This window comes from uncultured Parabacteroides sp., assembly GCF_947855115.1.
GTDB lineage: Bacteria > Bacteroidota > Bacteroidia > Bacteroidales > Tannerellaceae > Parabacteroides.
The window spans coordinates 123,430-148,778 of sequence record NZ_CANTZW010000005.1 but is presented as its reverse complement, the minus strand read 5'-3'; the positions used below and the strand labels follow the sequence as shown (position 1 = coordinate 148,778).

Genomic DNA, 25,349 nt, shown 5'->3' with positions numbered 1-25,349 from the left:
ATAAAATTACTCACCCCCGACCTGGCCACCGAAGAGAACGGAGGTGAGAAAATGCCCCAAAAGTTACTTGGGTGATATCACTCCACCCAAGCATTTACGATCTCGCCAACATAAACGATATGCGCGTTGCCATTCTTCTCATCATACCAACGAGGGAAAACGCCGGGATCTAAAAACTTGGCTTCCTCGATCTCGGACCGATATACCACCCTGCACTCCAGCGTAAGGCGAGCCTCCTCGAACGCCGGGTTACCGGCCTCCGTGAAAAACGGGGTCAGCCCCGTAGCGGCCACCTTGTCGATCTCCCGGCCGGATTTAGAGCCGCAAACGCTATGGGCTTTCCGGTATTCCGGTTTCAGGAAAGTAAGCGTAAACTCATTCCTCGCGTCGATGAATTCGCGGGTATAACGCTCCGGACGGACAAAGGCAAACACCACCGGACGGTTCCACAACACTCCCGCTCCGCCCCAACTGGCAGTCATCATATTAAACTTCTCCTTGTCGCCGGCGCTCACCAGCATCCACTCCTTACCAATCAACTCGATAAAGTTGTCTTTGATCTCATTCGGATTAATCGCTTTCATATCTCATTCTATTTTCCCTCAAAGATAGAAAATATTCCTTTATTTACCGGTACTCATCACGCCGGAGTCGTTGTCGGCATTATTCACTTTCTTCTGGCTGGCATTAAACTTACGTCCGAAGGAGAAGTTGTAGGAAATCGTCGCAATGAATAAGCGAGAACTTTCCTTGATATAATTCGAGCGACGGAAAGAGGCATACTGGTTCCAGTTCTCGGTCTCCTGCTTATAATTATCCGTAAACGGGTTGATGACACGCAAACCGATCATCAAGTCTTTATGCCGGTAGCTCAACTGGGCTGCCTGAAGATTCTCGCCACCGCTCATCGTCTCGCCCTTAAACCAGTTCCAGTTCGTCATTACCATATACCAGAGCGACCACTTTTTCCACGTAACGGAGACATTCGCCTCACACCACCAATTCGTATACCGGTGCGTATACGTATTACCGCTACTTATATAATGGTTCACGCCGCCATTGACGGAAAACTGCAAGATATCCTTGATCGGGCCGACCCGCAAATCCGCGGAGGCGATGATACGCTGCCAATTCCTTTGGTTATCCCAAGTCTGGATGATCTTGTCTCCCTCCTGGTATTTCTCGTCCATGATAGCGTCTGGCTGGTACTCGTAAGCGCCCAAGGCATTCACGTAAAACAAGCCTTTGCGAAACTCGTAATTCAATTCCGTATAATAGCTCATATAAGATGTCAGGTTAGGATTGCCGCGCTGTATCTGCAAGGAATCGATCACCTGGTCGATCGCGCTCAACTCGCCCAGGGAAGGGGCCACACTCCCGATCTTCGATCTCAAGCGGATGGAAGACTCCCCGGGCAACGCATAGAACAAGGTCAAGCGGGGATTCACCGTATAACGCTCGTAATCCGCGTCTTCCCCCCTTTGGCTATAAGAAGAGCGATTCACGGCCACGCCCAACGAGTAATCCAGTTTCTTTATTTTTCCCTTGAACTCTCCGTATACGGAACTCTCCATCTGCTCCATATGTGTCTTATAATTATGCCCGTTGATATAGCTATTGTCCGAGAAAGACTGGTTATGGCGCAAGCCCCCGCTCAATCGATTGCCATTGGACAACTTTTTCTCATAGATAGCCTCGCCGATGATCGAGTACTTATCGCCGTCTACTACGTTATTCACGTCTGTAAGTAACTGCTCCCGCCTGCTTTCCTGGTAGACACGGGTAGATTTCGTTTGGTTGTAAGTTCCTACCACGTTAAACACCAAGGTCTGGTCGTGCTTCAAGTCTCGTTGGTAATATAAATCCAACGCGGGAACCTGATAATCCGACCCCGAGAGGTCTATCATATCCACCTTATCCTCCGGATTCGCCCGGTTCATCAATACCCCTTGGTAATCCCAATGCGGCTGGTGATTATTCTGGTAGCGGAACGTGGCGTTAAACATATACTTTTCCGGTTTCTGATAACTATAGTTCACATTCAGGTTATGCATGAACAAGCGGGCGTGCGAAGGTTCGCCTATCTCTATACGGTTCAAGGTCGTCCCGTCCGCTAGAAGAAACTCTTCCTCGTTATCCCGTTTCATGCCGTAAAAGTCGCGCGGGCCGATACGATAGGAAGCGCCCCATTCCGAGTTCTTATGGTTGATCTTCCCCCGGACATTATGCTCGCCCCACATGGAATTGATACCTTGCGCCATATCCAGCCCGAAGCTACCTCCCGTATCAGGCCTGCGAACGATATAATCCAACACGACATCGGCATTGCCATAGCGCAACCCCGGATTATCGTGATATTCTATACGGATGATATCCGCGGGATTCAGGGCCTTGATCTCATCCTGCTCCACCTTCACGCCGTTGATACGCACCTGAACGACCCCGTTTCCAGACACCTTGATCTCGCTGTTCAGCAAATCCACCTGTATTCTCGGGAGCATCATCTGCTGCAACAAGTCCATGCCATTGCCGGAAGCCTTCATTTGGCGATCCGACGGGAAAACGACCTTTTTATCGGCGTGGCCGATTTGGGCAGAGGCGCTGACGGTCACCCCTTCCAGGGAAACCGCGTCATCGCTCAAGAATATTTCTCCCAAAGAAGTATTTTTAGAAAAGCCTACCAAGGAAATATACTCAGGCTTAAAGCCCAAGCTAGAGACAGCCAACAGGTAATCCCCCTTTTTAACCTTGGTGAAAGAGAAAGCACCTCTCGCATCCGTAGTCGTACCCGCCACGAAGGAAGAATCCATCGTTTGCAATACCACATTCGCGAACTCCAGGATCTCCTTATCGCCAGCTCCCCGCACACACCCCTCTATCTCCAAATTTTGAGCGAAAGCTCCCTGTACCATACCGCCTAGCAGTATGATCCAAATCATTAATTGTTTCATTTTATCATATTTTTTCCGAGTACAGCAGGGTGGCCTTTCCCGCCTATCGCTTGTTTCTAACAATAAGACGACATCACTCTGGGAAACGTTACAAGAAAAACAAAAAAAAATAATATTCCGATGATTTAGCTTCGCGGATACGTATCTTTGTAACCAAACAATATATTATAAATCATGGAGCTATTGAATAATTGGATCAGTGGAATCAACGATATACTATGGTCGTATATCCTAATTATCATGTTATTAGGATGCGCCGTATGGTTTACGATAAAAAGCAGGTTCGTGCAATTCCGCATGATCGGCGAGATGATCCGGTTATTAGGCGATTCCGCCGGGAAAGGGGAAAAAGGGAAAAAACATATCTCCTCCTTCCAAGCCTTCGCCGTATCTTTAGCAAGCCGTGTGGGGACCGGCAACCTGGCGGGTGTAGCGACAGCCGTGGCGGTCGGTGGCCCGGGAGCCGTATTTTGGATGTGGCTGATCGCTTTGCTGGGTTCCTCCAGCGCGTTCGTGGAATCTACGTTGGCGCAATTATACAAGATAAAAGGGAACGACTCGTTCATCGGTGGCCCCGCCTATTATATGCTACACGGTCTGGGATTACGATGGATGGGGGTTTTGTTCGCCATATTGATCTCCATCACCTTTGGCTTTGCCTTCAATTCCGTACAGAGCAACACGATCTGCGCTGCGTGGGAAGGGGCTTTCGGCATCGATCATGCCTTGATCGGGGCGATCCTCACGGCGCTGACATTAATCGTCATATTCGGTGGTATCCACCGTATCGCGAAGGTAAGCAGCATCGTCGTTCCTGTCATGGCGTTAGGTTATATCGCGTTGGCCTTGGGAATCGTATTGTTCAATATCACCCGCCTGCCCGCCGTTATAGAAACCATCCTGGCAAACGCTTTCGGCTGGGAACAGGCGATAGGCGGCAGCGTCGGGGCGGCGCTGATGCAAGGGATCAAGCGGGGTTTATTCAGCAACGAGGCCGGTATGGGATCGGCCCCGAACGTAGCGGCTACCGCCCATGTTTCCCACCCGGTCAAGCAAGGGCTGATCCAAGCACTGGGTGTATTTACCGATACGTTGGTTATCTGTACCTGTACGGCGTTCATCATCTTGTTTAGCGGAGCGCCGTTAGACGGTTCCGTAAATGGAGTCCAACTTACGCAGCAAGCCTTGAGCAACGAGGTGGGTAGCCTCGGAAGCACCTTTGTCGCCTTGGCGATCCTCCTGTTCGCCTTCAGCAGCATCATCGGTAATTATTATTACGGGGAAGCGAATATCCGTTTTATCACCCCGAAGAGAAGTATTTTATTTATTTATCGTATATTAGTCGGTGGAATGGTCATGTTCGGGGCGTTGGCTAGTTTAGACCTGGCCTGGAGCCTGGCCGATGTAGCCATGGGATTTATGACAATCTGTAATTTGATCGCGATCTCACTGTTGAGCCGCCAAGCATTCCTGTTGTTACAAGATTATGTAGCCCAAAAGAAGGCGGGGATCAAAAGCCCGGTATTCGATAAAGACAAGATACCCGGGTTGAGAGACAAAGCGCAGTGTTGGTGATTTCACAAACGAATTTAAAGTATGATAGAAAATAAGATGATAGGCCTTTGCATAGCGGTCATGATGTTATTGGCTTGCGCGGCAAAAGCCCAAGATGATGATAAATCCCTTATCCATAAAATAGGGTTCGACGCACGTCCCTCGTATGTCGCCCCTACGAGCAAATTCCTGAAAGATGATGGCTACGGAAACGGGCTTACCTTGCATAAGGCGGCCTCGTTCCACTTGAAATACGGGTTCCAACTGAACCCTGAATCCAAGGAAGGACGGCTTTACCCGCATACCTACCAAGGCATAGGTGTCTCTTACAATACCTTCGGAAATCGGCGGGAGGTCGGTAATCCTTGGACCGCGTATGTTTTCCAAAGCTCCCGTATCGCCAGTATTTCTTCCCGGCTATCCTTCGATTACGAATGGAATTTCGGAGCGTCTTTCGGCTGGCATCCGTACGACGAGGACAAGAATTACCGCAACAAGATCATCGGTTCCAAGATCAACGCCTACATCAACCTGGGATTCTTCCTCAACGCAAAGCTATCCCGTTATTGCAACCTGCTTGTCGGAGCGGATCTAACGCATTTCTCAAACGGGAATACTCACCTCCCGAACTCGGGATTGAACACGATCGGGGGCCGGATCGGGCTTGTCTACACGCTCAACCCGATCGAGGAAAGCCATCGCGAGCTAGGCTCCGCACGTTCCCTACCGGAAAATCAGTTGTATCTCTCCAGTTTTTGGCAGCGCGTCAGCTACGATGTCGTCTTATACGGCGCTACCCGGGCCAAGGGGGTCATGCTAAGCAACGAGGCCTATATCTTCCCCGGTCATTTCGGCATCCTCGGATTCAACTTCAACCCGATGTATAAATTCAACCGATTCCTGAAAGCGGGTATCTCCCTAGACGGCCAATACGACGAAAGCGCGAACATCTACCCCGACGAGCTCACCCAAGTCGGCGAAGAACCCCGTTTCTACCGCCCGCCCCTACACGAGCAGATCGGCATCGGCCTCTCTGCCCGCGGCGAATTCACCATGCCTTTCTTCTCGATCAACCTGGGAGTCGGGCACAATCTGTTTTACAACAAGGGCAACCTAAAAGGATTATACCAAATCCTAGCGCTCAAGGTATCGGTCACGCGGAACTTATTCCTGCATGTCGGATACCAACTGCACAAGTTCCACAACCCGAATAACTTGATGCTGGGAGTCGGGTATAGGTTTCATAACAGATAATATCCAGCTTATTAAGAAATCTCCATAGTCCGGACAATGGATTTTCTCCGAATAGCTCAACCGGCTTTGGGTTTGTCCTATAGGATCGGACAATGAAGCAAAAGGAAATAAGCTATCATAAACCAATTGCCGGAAGGTTTCACCCTGCCGGCCGACAGGATGCATATAGATAACGTCATACGGAACAACAGCAAAACATAAGCCCGGAATTTGAATATAGGTTCCCGGGCTAATAGCATCACACATTTTGTATAACACAAAATGTATGATACAAAATGTGTGATAAAATCACTATCTTCGCGATTAAGATAAAATCATCTCATCATGGCAGTGAACAAGATAAACCCATTTCCTACAACAGGTTATATAGGGAAAGAATATTTTTGTGACCGGGAAACGGAGTTAACCACTCTCAAGAGTCTGGTAAAAAACGGCGTAAATACAACGCTTATCTCACCTCGAAGACTGGGGAAATCCGCCCTGATCCACCGTTTATTTGAGGAATTGGAAACCACAAAGTCCTTCTATTGCATTTATACGGATATTTATGCCACTCAATCGGTCAAAGATTTCACGGAATGTTTGTCGCAAATGATTCTCCGGCAAATCCCGGAACAAAAAAGCATTGGTAACCGGTTTCTCGATTTATTAAAAGCCTTTCATCCGGTGATTTCCTATGACCCACTGAGCGGACAGCCGGAAATCAGCCTTGAATTTACAGAAAATAAAGCGGTAGAGAAAACACTTGCCAGTATTTTCCATTTCCTCGATTCCCAAAACAAACCTATCCTGATCGCTATCGATGAGTTTCAGCAAATAGCGAACTATCCGGAAACAAACACCGAATCCATTCTTCGTTCCCATATCCAACGCCTCAAGAATGTCCATTTCATTTTCAGCGGCAGTAATAAGCATATGATGGTAGAGCTATTCAATAGCGCGAAACGCCCTTTCTTCTCCAGTACCCGGATGTTGTCGCTCCCCGTGATCGACAAAGATATATACAGTTCATTCATCCATGATAAATTCAAGGATGGCGGCCGGGAAATCCAACCGGAGGCCGTTCAATTCATTTTGGACTGGACCCGATCGCATACTTACTATACCCAAACCATCTGTAACCTAGTCTACGCTTCTCCCTTGAAAAGGATCAAGGAAGAGGACGTGAAAAACATTTGCGATTCCTTTCTAGCCTCTCAACAAGCCATGTATATCCAGTACCGGAGGCTGTTAAGCCCGGTTCAATGGCAATTGCTGATCGCCATCGCCAAGGAAGGAAGCGTATCGCAACCTCAATCCAAGTATTTCCTGGAGAAATACAACATCGGTACCCCCTCCAACTCCAAGCGGGCCTTAGATGCCTTGCTTACCAAAGAGATGATCTATCAAGAGGATGATTTGGAATCTTCCCGCTATCAAGTATATGACGTATTCCTCTCCCGCTGGCTGGAACGGACTTTTTAGCCTCACTCATAAATCAAGCAAAACAACCGTTCCGGGGCGAACACCTCATTCGCCACCTCAAGGATTTGCTCGGCAGTCAGTTTCTCGATCTGGGCGAACACCTCGGGAAGGGTGTCGTAACGGTCATAATGGAGGTAGCTTTTTCCTAAGCCAAGGAAAAGGCCCTCACGGTTATCGCCCGACACACCCAGTTGGCCGATTACCTGCTTCTTGGCGGCGGCTAATTGAGTGGCAGAAAGTTTCACGTCGCGCAAACGGGACAGTTCCTTATGTACCAGACGTATCGCTTTCTCACGGTTCTTCGGGTCCGTCCCGAAATAGATACTGGCGAGCCCGGTATCGGTATAAGAGGTTATGTTGGATTCTACGTTATAGACCAAGCCGTGCTTTTCCCGCAGGGAGACATTCAGGCGGTTGTTCATGCCCGGCCCGCCCAGTATATTGTTCAACAAGAATAGAGGGACCCGTTTTTTATCGTGCATGCTAAAGGCCCGGCCTCCGATCAATACGTGGGCCTGATGGGTATCTTTATGGACCTGCCGCAAGCAAGCCTCGATCGGGTCGGGGGCTTTCCGGACCCGATCGGCCATAGGGAAAGAGATATCGCCCAGAGCGGCTTCCGCAAGCCTCAGTATCTTCTTGAAGTCTTTCCGGCCCATCGAGAAAAATACCATATTTTCCGGGGCGTAAAAACGGCGCATGAAAGAGCGGCCAGACTCGGAATCGAAGCGAAGAAGGGATTCCTCATCCCCTAAGATATTGTGTCCGAGGGCATGGCCCTTATATAGCAGGTTCTCGAACTCATCGAATATAAGTTCCGAGGGGCTATCCTCATACGAGTTGATCTCGTCTAAGATGACATCTACCTCTTTCTCGATCTCCTGCTTGGGGAATTGGGAATGGAAAACCAGATCTGTCAACAGCTCGAACGCCCTGCCGAAATCCTCTTCCATAAAGACGGAATAAACAAAAGTCTCCTCCTTCGTAGTATAGGCGTTCAACTCTCCCCCTACATTCTCCATACGGTTCAGGATATGCCATGCCTTCCGTTTCTCCGTACCTTTGAAGATCATGTGCTCGACGAAATGCGCCAAGCCAAACTCATCCTCGTTCTCATCCCGCGTACCGGCGTTTACGGCGAAACCGCAATAAGAGACCGGGGAATCGACCGGGAGGTGTACCATGCGAAGGCCGTTCGGCAATGTATGAGCGATATAATCCATTTTCCTTCTTGTTTGTATCAGCCCGCAAAGGTACAAAAGACTTTCGTGAAAAACATGTACGTATTTTCCAAAAAACATGTACGTGTCTCCGGAAAAAGACGTACATGTTTTTTCCCGCTATTTGCCTCCTTGTAAAAAATACCTACATTTGTGTAAACTAAATAGATAAGGCGATGGGAAATAGCATCCGGAAATTACCGATAGGCATACAAAGTTTCGACAAACTGCGTACAGAGAATTTCTTGTATGTCGATAAGACAGAATTCGTCTATCAGATGGCTTATCAAGGTGTACCCTATTTCCTAAGCCGTCCCTGGCGATTCGGGAAAAGCTTGTTGCTTTCCACCTTCAAGGCTTATTTCGAGGGGAAGAAAGAGTTATTCAAGGGACTGGCCATAGAGAGGCTTGAGACCGAGTGGAAAGAGCATCCGGTACTTCATTTCAGCCTCAACGCCGAGTTGTACGACAGCCGCAAGGCGTTGGAGAATATGCTGGAACGGCAATTGAGGGAATGGGAAAAAACATACGATACCGGAGGGGAGGGCATCACCTATTCCGGACGGTTCATGACCATCATACGAAGGGCGGCAGAGATCACCGGAAGGAAGGTGGTCGTGCTGATCGACGAGCGAGGCTATCTGATCCCCTATGCGGCCGACGAACGGGAAGTGGTCAAAGTGGGCGTCGCTTTCGACGCTACCACTCGCAATTTAGGCGAATGGCTGATTGAAAACACATTATAATTCCATAAAAACAGGAGAATAAGCTTTGTTTTTAGAAACCAGAATATACATATCATATAACAACAATGAATAAAGCAGAAAGAAATTACTACGGCAGTCTCTGTACTGAGATGTATGAAATACTACATGAGAAAGCTCCTCAAGATGAATTGGACTTCTACCTTTCTTATGCAGAAAAAGGGAAAAAGATTTTAGAACCTTTATGTGGCAGCGGCCGTTTTCTTATCCCATTCGCAGAAAGAGGGTTCGACATAAGCGGCATAGACCTGTCCAATGAAATGTTACAAAAGCTAAAGCAGAAATTGCCTGAGGCAAAAGTCGCTCAGGCTGATATTATAGAATATTCCCCCAAAGAGAAATTTGATTATATTTTTATCAGTTCGGGCTCTGTGTCATTATTTACCGATATTGATTTGTGCAAACAAATTTTGTGTAGAATAAAAGAGTGGTTATCTCCAACGGGCAAGTTCGTGTTCGCTGTCGATACAATCGCCAATAGATGCGCGGATGATAATAACTATGCGACCGCGGTTTCGGTGATGACAAAAGAAAATTGCGAACTGGTACTAAAGTCGAAGAATTATTACGACAAGCAAAGTCAGACCCAATTCTCTCCCGGTATTTACGAAATGTATAGGGATACGGTATTGATTCAAAGCGAATTTATGGATTTCCAGACACACCTTTATAAATATGGTGAGATGGAACAGTATTTAAAAGAGATCGGGTTTACCCAAGTCAAAACTTTTTCTTCTTTTGACAAGGAAATAGCCATCAACGATCAATGCGAAATGTTCTTATTTGAATGTGTTGTTTAGCAATCTGAATCATAAAGTCAAAATGCTAATAGACTTTTACACTGTCGGAAATCCGACAATCCATTTGCCTCCTTGGAAAAAATACCTACATTTGTGTAAATTAAATAGATAAGGCGATGGGAAATAGCATCCGGAAATTACCGATAGGCATACAGAGTTTTGAGGATTTACGTACAGAGGGTTATTTATACGTGGATAAAACCTCATTTGTTTACCAACTCGTAACCATGGGAAAACCCTATTTCCTAAGCCGTCCCCGGCGATTCGGAAAAAGCTTGTTGCTTTCCACCTTCAAGGCTTATTTCGAGGGGAAGAAAGAGTTATTCAAGGGACTGGCCATAGAGAGGCTTGAGACCGAGTGGAAAGAGCATCCGGTACTTCATTTCAGCCTCAACGCCGAGTTGTACGACAGCCGCAAGGCGTTGGAGAATATGCTGGAACGGCAATTGAGGGAATGGGAAAAAACATACGATACCGGAGGGGAGGGCATCACCTATTCCGGACGGTTCATGACCATCATACGAAGGGCGGCAGAGATCACCGGAAGGAAGGTGGTCGTGCTGATCGACGAGTACGACAAGCCCTTATTAAGGAACCTGCATAATGAGGAGTTGCAGAACGAGTTCCGGGAACTATTGACCGCCTTCTATACGGTCCTCAAAGATGCCGATCCATGGCTGCGTTTCGTGTTCATAACCGGTGTCACGAAGTTCGCACAAGTCGGTATTTTCAGTAACCTGAATCATTTGAACGACATCAGCCTGGCCCCGCGATACGCGGACCTCTGCGGCATGACGTTGACCGAGATCGAGGCGACATTCCAGCCGGAGCTTCATGCCTTGGCAGAGGCCAACAAGCTCTCGTACGAAGATACCATCCGGGAAATTACACGCAGGTACGACGGCTACCACTTTGACTTCCGCAGCGGCATCGCCCTATATAACCCGTTTAGCGTATTGAACGTGTTGAGCAAACAGGTCTTTTACGACTACTGGTTCGCTTCCGGAACCCCGACTTTCTTGGCGGAGATGCTCAAAAAGACAAACTACGACATACGGCAGTTAGACGGGATCGAAGTTTCCGAGATATCGCTCTCCGACGACCGGGCGAACATCGACAATCCCGTGCCCATGATCTATCAAAGCGGGTACCTGACGATCAAGGGGTACGATGAAGAATTCAGGCTGTATACACTGGGATACCCGAATGAAGAAGTCAAATATGGCTTCTTGAACTTTGTCGCCTCCACATACGCCCATCTACCGGAGACAGAGACTCCTTTTTACATCGGCCGGTTCATAAAAGAGCTTAGGGGTGGAAACACGGAGGCCTTCCTCACCCGCCTAAAAGCTTTCTTCGCCGACATCCCTTACGAGTTGAACGACCGGACCGAGCGTCATTACCAAGTGATCTTCTACATCGTATTCAAGCTACTCGGCCAATTCACCGAGGCCGAGGTACGTTCGGCCCAAGGACGTGCCGACGCCGTCGTAAAAACGCCCCGCTACATCTATGTATTCGAGTTTAAATTGAAAGGAACAGCCGAGGAAGCGATCCGGCAAATCGACGAGCGAGGCTATCTGATCCCCTATGCGGCCGATGAACGGGAAGTGGTCAAAGTGGGCGTCGCTTTCGACGCTACCACTCGCAATCTAGGTGAATGGCTGATTGAAAACACATAATAATTCTATAAAAACATGAAAACTGTAACCTGTTTACTAGCGATCGTCTCCTTGGTTCTTACCGCTTGCGGAGGAGGTGGCAACGATATAGAGAAGGCGAAAAGCGTAGCGACCGCGGAACGTCTAAAGCAATATACCGAGGCCATCTCGCACGACTCCTGCCAAGGCCGTAAGCCCTTCTCGGAAGGGGCCGGCCGTGCGGTGAACTATATCGCCCGCCAAATGAAAGAGGTTGGATTGAAACCCTTCAACGGCGATTCTTATTTCCAGCAGGTTAACATCATATCCTCGCGCACGCAATGCCCGGAACCGATGATCCTAAAGACTCCGAAAGGGAAAATCCCTTTGGATTGGCTGGAGGGCTACACCGCTTTCTCCGCACGGATCGAGCCGGAGATCGATATAGACAACGCAGAATTGGTATTCGCCGGATATGGGATCGTAGCCCCCGAGTATGGAAAAAATGATTTCGAGGGAATTGAGGACCCGCAGGATAAAGTAGCGGTCGTTATCGTAAACGACCCGGGGCTCGGAAGCGACAACACGGATTATTTCAACGGCGATATCATGACTTATTACGGACGTTGGATGTATAAATTCGAGGAAGGGGCCCGGCAAGGATTGAAAGGAGTCTTGATCATCCATGAAGACCGGGGAGCGGGTTACCCTTGGTCGGTCGTACGGGCTTCCGCTCAGTCAAAAATGTATGTAGACAGCGATAGCGATGCCTACCATTGCCCGTTAAACGGCTGGATTCAGTTCAATGCCGCCAAGCAATTGCTAGCCGACAACGGCTACGACATCGACCAACTGATCGAGCGATCCAAATCGCCGGATTTCAAGCCTTTCCCTTTGAGATCCACGGTAACGGTCTCTATGAGGAATACCTTCGACCGCCAGCAGAGCCCCAACGTGATCGGCTATATCCCCGGTAGCGGGAACACGGATGAGAGTGTCGTTTATCTAGGCCATTGGGATCATCTAGGCTATGGAGCGCCGATCAACGGCGACAGTATCATAAACGGCGCTACCGATAACGCCGTAGCCATCGCATGGATGCTTGAGATGGCACGTTGTTTCAACGCCTTGAAAGAGAAACCCCGCCGGAATATCGTCTTCCTCTCTCCCACTTGCGAGGAGACCGGATTCCTCGGCACGAAATACTACGTAGAGCACCCGTTGTTCCCGATCGATAAGATAGCCGCCGTAATCAATCTGGATGTCTTCCCGCTATGGGGCGAGAACAACGATGTCACGATCACCGGATACGGCTATTCCGACTTGGATGAGACCGTGGCCGAGTTGGCAAAGAAATACAACCGTTACATCATGCCCGATCCCGACGCTTACAACGGGATGTTCTATCGCTCCGATCATTTCCCTTTCGTACAAAAAGGGATCCCGGCCATGTTCGCCAAAGGTTGGAACGACAACCGTAAGCACGGCAAGGAATGGTCCAAAGAGCAGATAGCCCGTTATTGGGCGGAAACCTATCATAAACCGACAGACCAGGCCCACCCCGACACGGATGATTACAGCGGCCTGTTACAAGAGGTACATTTATTCTTCGACCTCGGTTATAAACTGGCGCAAGATACCGGATACCCGAAATGGAAGCCGAAGTCCGAATTCGCTAACGTCTTAAAAAGATAAGACACCTGAAATGGCAATTCCGTTGCTCGCTACTGGGGGTCGGCGTACATGAACGGCAAGATGTCGAGCAGACAGGCTATCCGAAAAAAGCATGGGCTCTCGGTGAGAAAGCCTGAGTAAAATGATGCCAATATCAGTAAATATAAATACTTTTGTGATCGTTATTCAGGTAGGAATGCCGTAAAACAATCAATCAACAATATGGTAAACGAAAATATCACCTCTTTATTGGAGCAGGAAGCGGAAGCGGTTCGCAATATCCCCGTCACGCCCGGATATGAGGAAGCGGTATCGCTTATAGTGAAACATGTACATGAGCTAGGTGGGAAATTGATTATGAGCGGAATGGGAAAAGCCGGGCAAATCGCCTTGAATATCGCTACCACCTTCAGTTCGACCGGTACGCCGGCCTTCTTCTTACATCCCAGTGAAGCGCAACACGGAGACCTGGGAATCGTACGCGAGAACGATATCATGTTATTGATCTCTAATTCAGGGAAGACACGCGAGTTGCTGGAATTGGTGGATCTCACACGGGGATTGGTGCCAGACATGAAATTCATCGTCATCACCGGAAACCCGGACAGCCCATTGGCCGCCGAAGCGAACGTATGCCTGTTGACCGGCGCCCCCAAGGAAGTTTGTCCACTGGGCCTTACGCCTACTACCTCCACGACCGTCATGACGGTAATAGGAGACATCCTCGTGGTAGGAACCATGAAACGTATCCATTTCACCAACAAGGATTACGCCAAGCGCCATCACGGGGGCTACTTAGGTTCTAAAAGCCGCGAGCAAAGCAAGAATGAATGACAAACCTAAATCGTAATAATCGCATGAGAAAAGTCTTTGGTATAGGAGAAACCATCCTCGATATCATTTTCAGGAACGACCAGCCGCAGAAAGCGGTTCCGGGCGGTTCCGTATTCAACGGATTGATATCATTGGGCCGATTGAATGTCCCCGTGTCCTTTATCAGCGAGCTGGGCAACGACCGGGTTGGCGACATGATCCGGGATTTCATGGAGGACAACCACATCACGACCGAGTTCGTAGACCGTTTCCCCGATGGGAAAAGCCCTATATCACTCGCTTTTCTGGACGATGACAAGAACGCGAACTATATCTTCTACAAGGATTATCCGGCACAACGGCTGGAAGTGCCCCTGCCCAAGATAGAGAAAGACGATATCTTCGTGTTCGGCTCTTATTACTCCCTGAACCCCGTCTTGCGGGCCCGTATGGTGGAATTCCTGCAATACGCCCAAGAGCGGAAGGCGATCATCTATTACGATCCCAATTTCCGCAAGGCACACGCCCATGAAGCGATCCGTTTGATGCCTACCGTATTGGAGAACCTGGAATTCGCCGATATCGTCCGGGGCTCGGACGAGGATTTCCAGAACCTTTATGGCAAGACCGACACCCAAGAGATTTACAAAGAGCATATCCAGTTTTATTGCGATCGTTTCCTAACAACCCACGGGGCGAACGGGGTCAATCTCTATACCCGTAATTTCACCCGGCATTTCGATTCCCCGCAAATCCAGCCGCTCAGTACCATCGGCGCCGGCGACAACTTTAACGCAGGTATCATCTACGGGCTCCTAAAATATGATGTACGCCACGCCGACCTCCCGTCGCTAGACCAGGAAACGTGGGGAAAAATCATCCGCTGCGGAATGGATCTCGCCTCCGAGGTGTGCCAAAGCTATGATAATTACATCTCCAAGGAGTTCGCCGCGAAGTATGTTAGCCAGTCTTAAATATCATTAATGAGGGAGCGGGAAAAAGTTGTTTTACTATCTTTGTAAGGAAAGCTTATTATAATAGAAGACAATGTTAGGAAAGATTCTCTCTCTATTCGCCAGTGTGACCATGTTAGCGGGCTGTTCCTCTAACACGCCCGACATACGAGCTATTTGCCTACGTGACGACATCGGGAATTACGTGGTAAAATGGGAAACAGACCCCGTGATGGAAGGAACCGTCAAGGTGGCCGTATCCGACGATCCGGATCTTTTCGCTAACGAGTCTCCGATCATTTACGCCAACATCAAGGACGGGGTAGCTACCTATATCACGAACGATAATATCTCGCGTAAATATTTCCGCCTCTCTTTCAACGACAAGTACTCGAGAATCATCGGCGCGCGGGCGGCGGCTATGGACAGCGTACAGAACCTCCGAGACCTAGGAGGCTATTCCACCGCGAACGGGAAGACCGTGAAATGGGGCAAGGTATTTCGCTCAGGCGAGTTAAGTAGCCTGAGCGAGTGGGACTCCATCCGATTGGATAACCTAGGAATCAAGACGATCATCGACCTCCGCACGAACCAAGAAGCCCAAACCGCCCCCATCAAATATACAAAAGCGAACATCCTGCGAATCCCCGTCGCGATCGGTAAGATTACCGACGCTCCCCAACGTGTCATCGAGGGGCGAATGAGGAAAGGGGATGCCGGGGTATATATGGAAGATGAGTACCTGCAATTCGTGACAGACAACACCGAGCAGTTTGCCAAGGTACTGGAACAGTTCCAGAACGAGGACAACTACCCCATTCTCGTATGTTGCTCCTATGGAAAGGATCGTTCCGGGTTTCTCGCCGCCATGCTGCTCGCCGCCCTAGACATTCCCCGGGATGCCATCATGGAAGACTATCTGGCTTCCAATCAATACATCGACACGAGCCACCTGGCTGACATCGTGAAACATCTCTCCACGGACGCCCAAGAAAGCATCACGGTCTTCCTTACGGCCAACGAGGGACTCATGGACCTGGCTCTCCATAAAATTAAGAAAGAGTACGGTTCCACCGAAAAATATTTATCCAAAGGATTACATCTTACGGATAAGAAACGTGAAAGGCTTAAGGATATCTTACTTTATTAAGATAAAGAACCATCCGGAAAAATGATTCATTTCGCCGATAGCTCCCGGTAATTCTACACGTTTATACTATCTTATTGGATGATTAATCGCCGGGTAAGCTTCTCGTCGTTCACTAAAAACAGTACAAAATAGCTGTGGTTAGCTGATTTTTAGCGAATTTAGCATAACAATCCTATAGAATCCGAATTATTTGCGTACCTTCGCGTCTCTAAATATTATCATATATACACAATCGCATTTTGAAAACATTTGAAGAATTAGGAGTTGCCGCACCGATATTAAAGGCAATTCAAGAGATGGGCTACGAATCGCCCATGCCCGTACAGGAAGAAGTGATTCCTTTCTTACTGGGAGAAGATAACGACGTAATCGCATTAGCACAAACAGGAACCGGCAAGACAGCCGCTTACGGCTTGCCGATCTTGCAAAAGATCAATGTCTCTCAATATCAGCCTCAAGCGCTTATCCTTTGTCCGACACGCGAGCTTTGCCTACAGATAGCGGACGATTTAAACGATTATTCTAAATACATCGACAACCTGAAGGTTCTCCCTGTATACGGAGGTTCCAGCATAGAGAGCCAGATCAAGACACTGAAGAGAGGCGTACACGTGGTGGTAGCTACCCCCGGACGCTTGATCGACTTAATGAACCGTAGGACGGTAGATTTAAGCAACGTAAAGAACGTCATCCTCGACGAGGCAGACGAGATGTTGAACATGGGGTTCACCGACAGTATCAATGAGATCCTGGCGGCCATACCGGAAAACCGCAACATGTTGCTCTTCTCCGCTACCATGCCGAAGGAGATCGCCTCTATCACCAAGAGGTATATGAAAGATCCGAAAGAGATCGTCATCGGAAAGAAAAACGAAGGTAACAAGAATATCCGCGACATCTACTACATGGTGCGCGCGCAAGACAAGTACCTCGCGTTGAAACGTATCGCCGATTATTACCCGAACATCTACGGTATCATTTTCTGCCGTACCCGGAAGGAGACACAGGAGATCGCCGATAAATTGATTCAAGACGGCTATAACGCCGATTCCTTGCACGGGGAGCTGAGCCAGGCGCAACGAGACTACGTGATGCAAAAATTCCGTATCAAGAACCTGCAATTGCTGGTCGCCACGGACGTGGCCGCGCGTGGATTGGACGTAGATGACCTGACTCACGTGATCAATTATGGCTTACCGGACGAGGTAGAATCTTATACCCACCGCCGCGGACGTACGGGCCGTGCGGGGAAAACAGGTATCGCGATCTCTATCTGCCATGTAAAGGAAAAAGGGAAGATCCGCGAGATCGAACGGGTCATCAACAAGAAATTCGATAAGGGCGAGATGCCTACCGGCGAGCAGATCTGCGAGAAGCAATTGTTCAACCTGGTAGACCAGATCGAGAAAGTAAAAGTGAACGAGGAGGAAATCGCCAGCCTGATGCCTTCCATCTACCGGAAACTGGAGTGGTTGGATAAGGAGGATATCATCAAGCGTGTCGTATCCCTGGAGTTCAACAGGATGATCGACTACTATAAAGATAACGACGATATCGAGGTTGTAGACGAGAACACCCCGAGAGAGAGAGGCCGACGCGGTAAAGGGGAATCCGAGGAAGGTTACACCCGCTTCTTCATCAATTTCGGGAAAGTCGACGAGCTTACTCCTCCCCAACTTATCGAGTTGGTAAATAAATGCGTGCCGGGAAAGGTCCGTATCGGTCGTATCGACTTACGCGATAATTTCTCGTTCTTCGAGGTAGAAGAGGGAGAGGCTCGGCGTGTCATGGATTCGATGAACGGTTTCGAGGTAGACGGACGACGTATCTCCGTGGAACCGGCTCAGGCGAAAGGCGATAGCGGCAAAGGCAGTCGCGGAGGCAGACGTAGCACGGGTAGTTTCAACGGCGGGCGGCGCGACAGTGGCCGCAAGAACGGCAGGCGTGACGAACGTGGCGGCAGACGGCCCGGTCGAAATGATGACAGGTCGAAACGTAAATTCTATGAGGACGCTCCTCGCGGGAAGAAACGTAAGTAAAACAGGGAATATACATAAGGTGGTGTCTCAAAAAAGGTGGATAAAACTCTTTTTGAGACACTTTTTATTATCAGGCCATTGGTTTTCCATACGATATGTCCTTAAAGATATCCGGCACATCCAAAAGCTTGGAAAAGGCTTCCAGCGCAGGTTATTTTTTAATTAAGGTTATAAATGTCTTAAATTATGCGTAAACCCGAAGATTGTGGGTTAATTCTTTATTTTTGTGAGAAACTGAAAAAGGACCTGGAAACATGGAAACAGAACAAGTACGTCAGCTAACTCTAGAAGACTTATCACAAAACGCGGAGCTTGACTATGTAGATGGCGATATCGCGTTCGCCAATAATATCCGCCTTCCCCATGCGCCCCATCCCGAGCTGATCAAGATAGACGCGTTTAAATTGTTGGTATGCACAAAAGGTTCCTTGCAGGTAGACGTAAATTCCAAGACACGGATCATCCGGGCCAACGAGATCTTATGTTGTCTGCCCCAAACCGTACTTCGTAACGCTATCGGTAGCGATGACCTGGAATGTAAGGGGATCGCCCTTTCCACGAGTATCGTCAGGAGGTTCGTCAGCCAGGGAGGTGGCATACGGGACAAAATCTTTTACCTTGAGCAGAACCCGGTATTGCAGATGGGACAAGAAGGGGCACAAGTCTTCGAATTATACTACGAGCTGATCGGTTCCAGGATAAAAGCGACAGGCAACCCCTACCGGAAAGGGATCATGTCTGCCCTTACCGCCGCTATATTTTACGAGTTGTTGGCGAATCTGGATAAATATTGTACACCCAAGAATAACACGATGTTCAAACAGGGCGACCTCTTATTCAAGAGATTCCTGGAATTACTTTCCAAATCAAAGGTAAAGGCACGCACCGTTTCCTTTTACGCGGATAAACTCTTTGTGACCACCAAATATCTCTCGGCGGTATGTAAACAGGTGTGCGGGAAGACAGCCTTCGACATAATTAACGAGTTCGTCGTAGAAGATATCACCGAACTGCTCAAATACTCCGAGAAATCCATTAAGGAAATAGCTGATTATCTAGAGTTTCCCAACCTCTCATTTTTCGGGAAATACGTAAAGGCACATACGGGAATGTCGCCCACTGAATACAGGAAACATCTCGTAAACAAGATATAAAAGTCATCCCCCCTTTTTCCGGACTCCCGGAAAACCATACCACATATTACAATAAGAACACTTCATTAGCACATTTGATATATAAAGATAGACCATCTCCTTCTAACTTTGCCTCGGAATTTTAAAAGGATATACAAATGGTTATGAGTTTAAAATGGATGAGACTAATAGGATTAGTCGGTTTTACGGTAGCATTGGTGTCTTGCAAGCAAACACCCCAGGCGCCAATGAACGTGAATTACGCAACAATGAAAGTAACAGTAAGCGACAAGAATTTCTCTACTTCTTACTCGGCGACGATCCGCGGACGGCAAGATATCGACATCTATCCGCAGGTATCCGGAACGATCGAGCGCCTTTGCGTAACGGAAGGCGAGAAAGTCCGGAAAGGACAGATTCTTTTTGTCATAGACCAAGTACCCTACAAGGCAGCCTTGAACACGGCCATAGCCAATGTCAAATCGGCGAAGGCGGGTTTAGCTACGGCCGAACTGACTTACAACAGCAATAAAGAGCTATATGCCCAGAAGGTAGTGTCGGAATTCAGCCTGAAAACCTCCGAGAACAACTACCTCTCCGCGCAAGCCACTTTAGCCCAAGCCGAGGCGCAAGAGATAAACGCCCGCAACAACCTTTCCTATACCGAGGTAAAAAGCCCGAGCGACGGAGTGGTCGGAGCGTTGCCCTATCGTGTCGGGGCTTTGGTCAGCGCCAGTATACCACAGCCGTTGACAACGGTATCCGACAACTCGGAAATGTATGTGTATTTCTCCATGAACGAGAACCAGCTTCTTTCCTTGACCCGCGAATACGGCTCTATGGACGACGCGCTAAAGAACATGCCGGAAGTGGAGCTTAAGCTAAATGACAACTCCGTATACGACCAGAAAGGAAAAATCGAATCTATCAGCGGCGTGATCGACCGGCAGACCGGTACGGTAGTGGTACGCTCCGTATTCCCTAACGAGACTCGCTTGTTGCATAGCGGGGCATCAGGAACGGTTGTCATACCCAGCACCTATAAGGATTGTATCGTCATCCCGCAAGGAGCGACCGTACGTCTGCAAGATAAAATAGTGGTTTATAAAGTCGTGGATGGCAAGGCTACATCTACCCTGATCACGGTAGCCGACCTGAGCGACGGGCGCGAATATGTTGTCCTGAGCGGCTTGCAAGCCGGCGACGAGATCATCTCGGAAGGCGCCGGATTGATACGTGAAGGTACACAGGTTAAATAAATAAGGAGAAGATCGTATGAAAGGAAACATATTTATCAAACGGCCTGTCATGGCCATGTCTATCTCCATCCTTATATTGGTGATCGGACTGATTTCACTCTTCACGCTACCCGTGGAGCAATATCCGGATATAGCTCCTCCTACGGTATATGTATCGGCGACTTACACCGGAGCAGATGCCAACGCCGTGATGAACAGTGTTATCATGCCGCTGGAAGAGAGCATCAATGGCGTGGAGAACATGATGTATATCACTTCTACCGCGACCAACGCGGGTACGGCTACCATCCAGATCTATTTCAAACAGGGAACAGATCCCGATATGGCGGCGGTCAACGTGCAGAACCGCGTGTCCAAGGCCCAAGGCCTGCTGCCTGCCGAGGTAACCAAGATCGGTGTCTCCACGCAGAAACGCCAGACCAGTTTCTTACAGATCGACGCATTAGTTTGTAACGATGGACGTTACGACCAGACATTCCTAGCCAATTATCTGGATATTAACATCATTCCACAGATCAAACGTATAGAAGGCGTGGGCGACGTGATGATGCTGGGCGATTCTTACAGTATGCGTATCTGGCTGAAACCGGAGCAAATGGCACAATACGGATTGATCCCCTCGGACGTGACCTCCGTGTTAGGAGAGCAAAACCTTGAGGCTCCTACCGGCCAGTTGGGTGAGAATTCGAGGAATGTCTTCCAATATACCATGAAATATCATGGCCGGCTAAAAAGCGTGGACGAGTTCAAGAATATAGTGGTCCGTGCGCAGGAAGACGGCTCTGTCTTACGATTGAAAGACATCGCCGACGTGGAGCTGGGTACGCTGAGCTATGGTTTCGACAGTAAGATGGACGGTAAGGCGGCCGTCTCATTCCTTATCTTCCAGACGGCAGGCTCGAACGCGACAGCCGTAAACGAGGAAATCTCCAACTTATTGGAAAAATTGGAAAAGGATTTGCCGAAAGGCATCGAGTTCATGACTATGATGAGTTCCAACGACTTCCTTTTCGCCTCTATCCATAACGTGGTCGAGACGTTGATCATCGCGATCATCCTCGTTATCCTGGTGGTTTATTTCTTCCTTCAGGATTTCAAGAGTACGTTGATCCCGTCTATCTCCATTATCGTTTCCCTAATCGGAACCTTCGCTTGCCTGGTAGCGGCGGGATTCAGTATCAACATCCTAACCTTGTTCGCGCTCGTGCTGGCTATCGGTACGGTGGTGGACGATGCCATAGTCGTGGTCGAGGCGGTACAGGCTAAGTTCGATTCCGGTTATAAATCGTCTTACCTGGCTACCAAAGATGCCATGGGCGATGTAACAATGGCGATTATCTCCTGTACCTGCGTGTTTATGGCGGTGTTTATTCCCGTGACTTTTATGGGAGGTACGTCGGGCGTATTTTACACCCAGTTCGGTATCACGATGGCAACTTCCGTGGGTATCTCCATGATCTCGGCCCTGACGTTGTGTCCGGCACTCTGCGCCATTATGATGCGTCCTTCAGACGGTAAAAAGAGCGCCAAGAGTATCAACGGCCGTGTACGCGCGGCTTACAATGCCTCATTCAACGCCGTGCTGGGGAAATACAAGAAAGGGGTCATGTTCTTTATCCATCATCGCTGGATGGTATGGACCGCGCTTGTGGCTACCCTCCTATTGCTTGTCTGGCTGATGGCAACCACGAAGACGGGACTTGTTCCGCAGGAAGACCAAGGTACGATCATGGTCAACGTCTCCATCGCCCCGGGTAGCACGCTGGAAGAGAATAAAGTCACGATGGCTAAAGTAGAGAAAATACTAGAGAATACACCGGAGATCGAACACTACGTGCGTGTAGCCGGATACGGGTTGATCTCGGGACAGGGTACTTCCTACGGCACCGTTATCATCCGCCTGAAAGACTGGAGCGAGCGAAAGGGTAGCGAGCATACCTCCGACGCGATAGTAGAACGACTCAACGCACAGTTCTACCAGATCAAAGAAGCCCAGATATTCAGTTTCCAACCGGCCATGATCCCCGGTTACGGTATGGGTAACTCCATCGAGTTGAACATGCAGGATAAGACGGGTGGCGACATGACGACTTTCTATAACTCCATCATGCAATTCCTCGGAGCGCTGAACCAGCGGCCGGAAGTGGCTATGGCCTATACGTCTTACGCCATGAACTTCCCGCAGATATCCGTAGACGTGGATGCCGCGAAATGCAAGCGTGCCGGCATCTCACCCTCTTCCGTGCTTGATGTATTGGGAACCTATTGCGGTGGAGCGTATATCTCCAACTACAATCAGTTCGGGAAAGTATACCGCGTGATGCTGCAAGCCTCGCCCGAGTATCGACTAGACGAGCAAGCGCTAGACAATATGTTCGTGCGCAACGGAACGGAAATGGCCCCCATCAGCCAGTTCGTCACGTTGAAGAAGATCATGGGGTCTGAGGTGGAAAACCGCTTCAATCTGTTCAGTTCCATTACCGTGAATGTGAACCCGGCTCCGGGTTATTCGACCGGTGAGGTCCAGAAAGTCATCGAGGAAGTGGTAGAGCAGAGCCTACCTTCCGGATACGGATATGAATACGGAGGTATGTCACGTGAGGAATCCGCTTCCGGCGGCGCCCAGACGATATTCATCTACGCGGTTTGTATCCTGCTTATCTTCTTGATCCTTTCTTGCTTGTACGAGAGCTTCCTGGTTCCGTTCGCTGTCATACTTTCCGTCCCGTTCGGCTTGATGGGTTCGTTCCTTTTCGCCAAGGTGTTCGGGCTGGAAAACAACATTTACCTGCAAACAGGTGTGATCATGCTGATCGGTTTATTGGCAAAGACGGCCATCCTGATCACGGAGTACGCCATTGAGCGCCGACGCAAGGGTATGGGTATCATAGAATCCGCTTATTCTGCCGCCCAAGTTCGTTTGCGTCCTATCTTGATGACTGTATTAACGATGATCTTCGGTATGCTTCCGTTGATGTTCGCGACCGGAGCCGGCGCCAACGGTAACTCGTCGTTGGGTACGGGTGTCGTAGGTGGTATGGCTGTCGGTACACTGGCGTTGCTTTTTGTGGTACCGGTATTCTATATCGCTTTCGAGTACTTGCAGGAAAAGATCCGCAAGCCGATGGAGGTAGAGGCCGATTTGCAGGTACAACAAGAGCAAGAGAAAAGCGCGATTGAACGCGACAACCAAGAATAAATTGAGTCAATACCCATTCTAAATTACAGTAAAGGATGAAACAACATATAATAACACTGGCTGTATCCAGCATCATGTTGAGCAGTTGTGGTATATACAGTAAATATAAACCGGCGACCGAGGTGCCCGAGGATTTATTCGGGCAGGAAACCGCCGTGACGGAAGATACCGTCGCCTTGGGCAACATGAACTGGCGGGAGGTATTCACCGATCCTCAACTCCAGACGCTTATCGACCAAGGGTTGCAAAACAATACGGACTATCTATCCGCTCAACTCCGGGTCGAGGAAGCCGAGGCTACTCTATTGTCCGCTAAGCTGGCATTTCTCCCCTCTTTCGCTTTTTCCCCGCAGGGAACGGTGAGCAGTTTCGATTCCCATAAGGCCACACAGACCTATTCGGTGCCGATAACCGCCAGTTGGGAGCTAGATATATTCGGCAAAATGCGTAACGCCAAGAAACAGGCTCAGGCCCTTTACGCGCAAAGCCAGGATTATAAGCAGGCGGTACGTACACAACTGATCGCCGGGATAGCCAATACCTATTATACATTGCTTATGCTGGACGCTCAGTTGGAGATCTCGGAACGAACCGCTTCTTCCTGGAAGGAGACGGTCAAATCCACCCGTGCCCTGATGAACGCGGGCATGGCAGACGAGGCTGCCGTTTCTCAAATGGAAGCGACGTATTACAGTATCTGTACGTCCGTGCTCGACCTGAAAGAACAGATCAATCAGGTAGAGAACAGCCTCGCGCTGTTACTGGCCGAGACTCCGCATACCATACAGAGAGGTAAATTGGAAGGACAGCAGCTACCGGAGGATTTCTCCGTAGGCATACCTCTCCACTTATTATCAAACCGTCCTGATGTAAGGGTTGCGGAGCGTACTCTGGAAAGCGCGTTTTACGCTACCAACCAAGCCCGTTCCGCTTTTTATCCCTCCATTACCCTAAGTGGTTCGGCGGGCTGGACCAACTCGGCAGGATCGGTTATCGTCAATCCGGGTAAGTTCCTGGCCTCGGCGGTAGGTTCGCTCACCCAGCCGTTATTCGCCAGGGGGCAACTTCTCGGACAGTTGAAAATCAGCAAGGCGCAACAGGAGGAGGCCCGGCTGAGTTTTGAGCAAGCTTTACTAAACGCAGGAACCGAGGTAAACGACGCTTTGACGCAGTACCATACCGCACGCGCCAAAGCCACATACTTCGAGAAACAGATAGAGTCTCTCGAAAGGGCCTACAAGAGTACGTCGCTACTCATGCAGCACGGTACGACAACCTATCTGGAAGTACTCACAGCGCAACAAGGATTATTAAACGCCCAACTAACCCAAGTGGCTAATCGCTTCACGGAAATCCAAGGGGTTATCAACCTCTATCAAGCTTTAGGTGGAGGACGTGACTAGGCCATTTGTTTATTCATATTTAAAATAACAAAAGGATTGCCCGGAAAGTGATTTTAGGGCAATCCGCTTTTTATCTGGT

The 25,349-nt window shown here is 49.1% G+C and carries 17 protein-coding genes and 1 pseudogene; 15 read left to right on the top strand and 3 right to left on the bottom strand.

The genetic code is table 11. The features are described 5' to 3' along the window. Window positions 1–77: 77 nt before the first annotated feature. Together Q0110_RS05720 and Q0110_RS05715 are read right to left on the bottom strand one after the other, a co-directional pair. Complete coding sequence (locus Q0110_RS05720) at window positions 78–584, bottom strand: flavin reductase family protein (protein ID WP_297903978.1); 507 nt, start codon at window positions 582–584, stop codon at window positions 78–80. A gap of 39 nt (window positions 585–623) precedes the next feature. Continuing rightward, window positions 624–2,951 carry a TonB-dependent receptor gene (locus tag Q0110_RS05715; protein ID WP_297903975.1) on the bottom strand — a complete coding sequence of 776 codons (2,328 nt, stop codon included), beginning with the start codon at window positions 2,949–2,951 and terminating at the stop codon, window positions 624–626. Between the two features lie 174 nt (window positions 2,952–3,125). Here Q0110_RS05715 and Q0110_RS05710 point away from each other — a divergent pair, with 174 nt between their 5' ends. The 3 genes from Q0110_RS05710 to Q0110_RS05700 all read left to right on the top strand — a co-directional run bounded on the left by Q0110_RS05710 (window position 3,126) and on the right by Q0110_RS05700 (window position 7,223). Further along, window positions 3,126–4,526, top strand: coding sequence for an alanine/glycine:cation symporter family protein (locus Q0110_RS05710; protein WP_297903971.1), 1,401 nt, complete (start codon window positions 3,126–3,128; stop codon window positions 4,524–4,526). A 21-nt stretch (window positions 4,527–4,547) separates the two neighbouring features. Further along, a complete protein-coding gene (locus tag Q0110_RS05705) occupies window positions 4,548–5,759 on the top strand; it encodes an acyloxyacyl hydrolase (protein ID WP_297903968.1) in 1,212 nt (403 codons plus the stop codon). A gap of 324 nt (window positions 5,760–6,083) precedes the next feature. Continuing rightward, window positions 6,084–7,223 (top strand): ATP-binding protein, encoded by a 1,140-nt coding sequence (locus tag Q0110_RS05700; RefSeq protein ID WP_297903965.1) that lies wholly within the window; start codon window positions 6,084–6,086, stop codon window positions 7,221–7,223. A 2-nt stretch (window positions 7,224–7,225) separates the two neighbouring features. On the opposite strand, the gene Q0110_RS05695 is transcribed toward Q0110_RS05700, so the two are convergent. After that, window positions 7,226–8,446, bottom strand: coding sequence for a pitrilysin family protein (locus Q0110_RS05695; RefSeq protein WP_297903963.1), 1,221 nt, complete (start codon window positions 8,444–8,446; stop codon window positions 7,226–7,228). A 173-nt stretch (window positions 8,447–8,619) separates the two neighbouring features. Between Q0110_RS05695 and Q0110_RS05690 the strand changes: the two are divergent. The 12 genes and pseudogenes from Q0110_RS05690 to Q0110_RS05635 all read left to right on the top strand — a co-directional run. Further along, window positions 8,620–9,075: pseudogene (locus Q0110_RS05690) on the top strand (AAA family ATPase); the annotation flags it as partial. 179 nt (window positions 9,076–9,254) lie between these two features. Continuing rightward, window positions 9,255–10,007, top strand: a complete 753-nt coding sequence (locus Q0110_RS05685) for a class I SAM-dependent methyltransferase (RefSeq protein WP_297903960.1) — start codon at window positions 9,255–9,257, stop codon at window positions 10,005–10,007. A gap of 116 nt (window positions 10,008–10,123) precedes the next feature. Continuing rightward, window positions 10,124–11,689, top strand: a complete 1,566-nt coding sequence (locus Q0110_RS05680) for an ATP-binding protein (RefSeq protein ID WP_297903957.1) — start codon at window positions 10,124–10,126, stop codon at window positions 11,687–11,689. Window positions 11,690–11,704: 15 nt separating this feature from the next. Continuing rightward, entirely contained in the window at window positions 11,705–13,342 is a 1,638-nt protein-coding gene (locus tag Q0110_RS05675; RefSeq protein WP_297903953.1) for a M20/M25/M40 family metallo-hydrolase, read from the top strand. 201 nt (window positions 13,343–13,543) lie between these two features. Continuing rightward, window positions 13,544–14,155 carry an SIS domain-containing protein gene (locus Q0110_RS05670; RefSeq protein ID WP_297903950.1) on the top strand — a complete coding sequence of 204 codons (612 nt, stop codon included), beginning with the start codon at window positions 13,544–13,546 and terminating at the stop codon, window positions 14,153–14,155. Window positions 14,156–14,178: 23 nt separating this feature from the next. Further along, window positions 14,179–15,108 carry a carbohydrate kinase gene (locus Q0110_RS05665; protein WP_297903947.1) on the top strand — a complete coding sequence of 310 codons (930 nt, stop codon included), beginning with the start codon at window positions 14,179–14,181 and terminating at the stop codon, window positions 15,106–15,108. 73 nt (window positions 15,109–15,181) lie between these two features. Further along, window positions 15,182–16,237, top strand: coding sequence for a tyrosine-protein phosphatase (locus Q0110_RS05660; protein ID WP_297903944.1), 1,056 nt, complete (start codon window positions 15,182–15,184; stop codon window positions 16,235–16,237). A gap of 296 nt (window positions 16,238–16,533) precedes the next feature. Then, a complete protein-coding gene (locus Q0110_RS05655; RefSeq protein ID WP_297904048.1) occupies window positions 16,534–18,276 on the top strand; it encodes a DEAD/DEAH box helicase in 1,743 nt (580 codons plus the stop codon). Window positions 18,277–18,530: 254 nt separating this feature from the next. After that, a complete protein-coding gene (locus tag Q0110_RS05650; RefSeq protein WP_297903935.1) occupies window positions 18,531–19,430 on the top strand; it encodes a helix-turn-helix domain-containing protein in 900 nt (299 codons plus the stop codon). A 137-nt stretch (window positions 19,431–19,567) separates the two neighbouring features. After that, window positions 19,568–20,668 (top strand): efflux RND transporter periplasmic adaptor subunit, encoded by a 1,101-nt coding sequence (locus tag Q0110_RS05645; RefSeq protein WP_297903932.1) that lies wholly within the window; start codon window positions 19,568–19,570, stop codon window positions 20,666–20,668. Between the two features lie 16 nt (window positions 20,669–20,684). After that, window positions 20,685–23,867 (top strand): efflux RND transporter permease subunit, encoded by a 3,183-nt coding sequence (locus Q0110_RS05640; protein WP_297903929.1) that lies wholly within the window; start codon window positions 20,685–20,687, stop codon window positions 23,865–23,867. A 35-nt stretch (window positions 23,868–23,902) separates the two neighbouring features. After that, on the top strand, window positions 23,903–25,270 hold the full coding sequence (locus Q0110_RS05635; protein ID WP_297903925.1) for an efflux transporter outer membrane subunit: 1,368 nt from the start codon (window positions 23,903–23,905) through the stop codon (window positions 25,268–25,270). The last annotated feature ends 79 nt before the right edge of the window (window positions 25,271–25,349 follow it).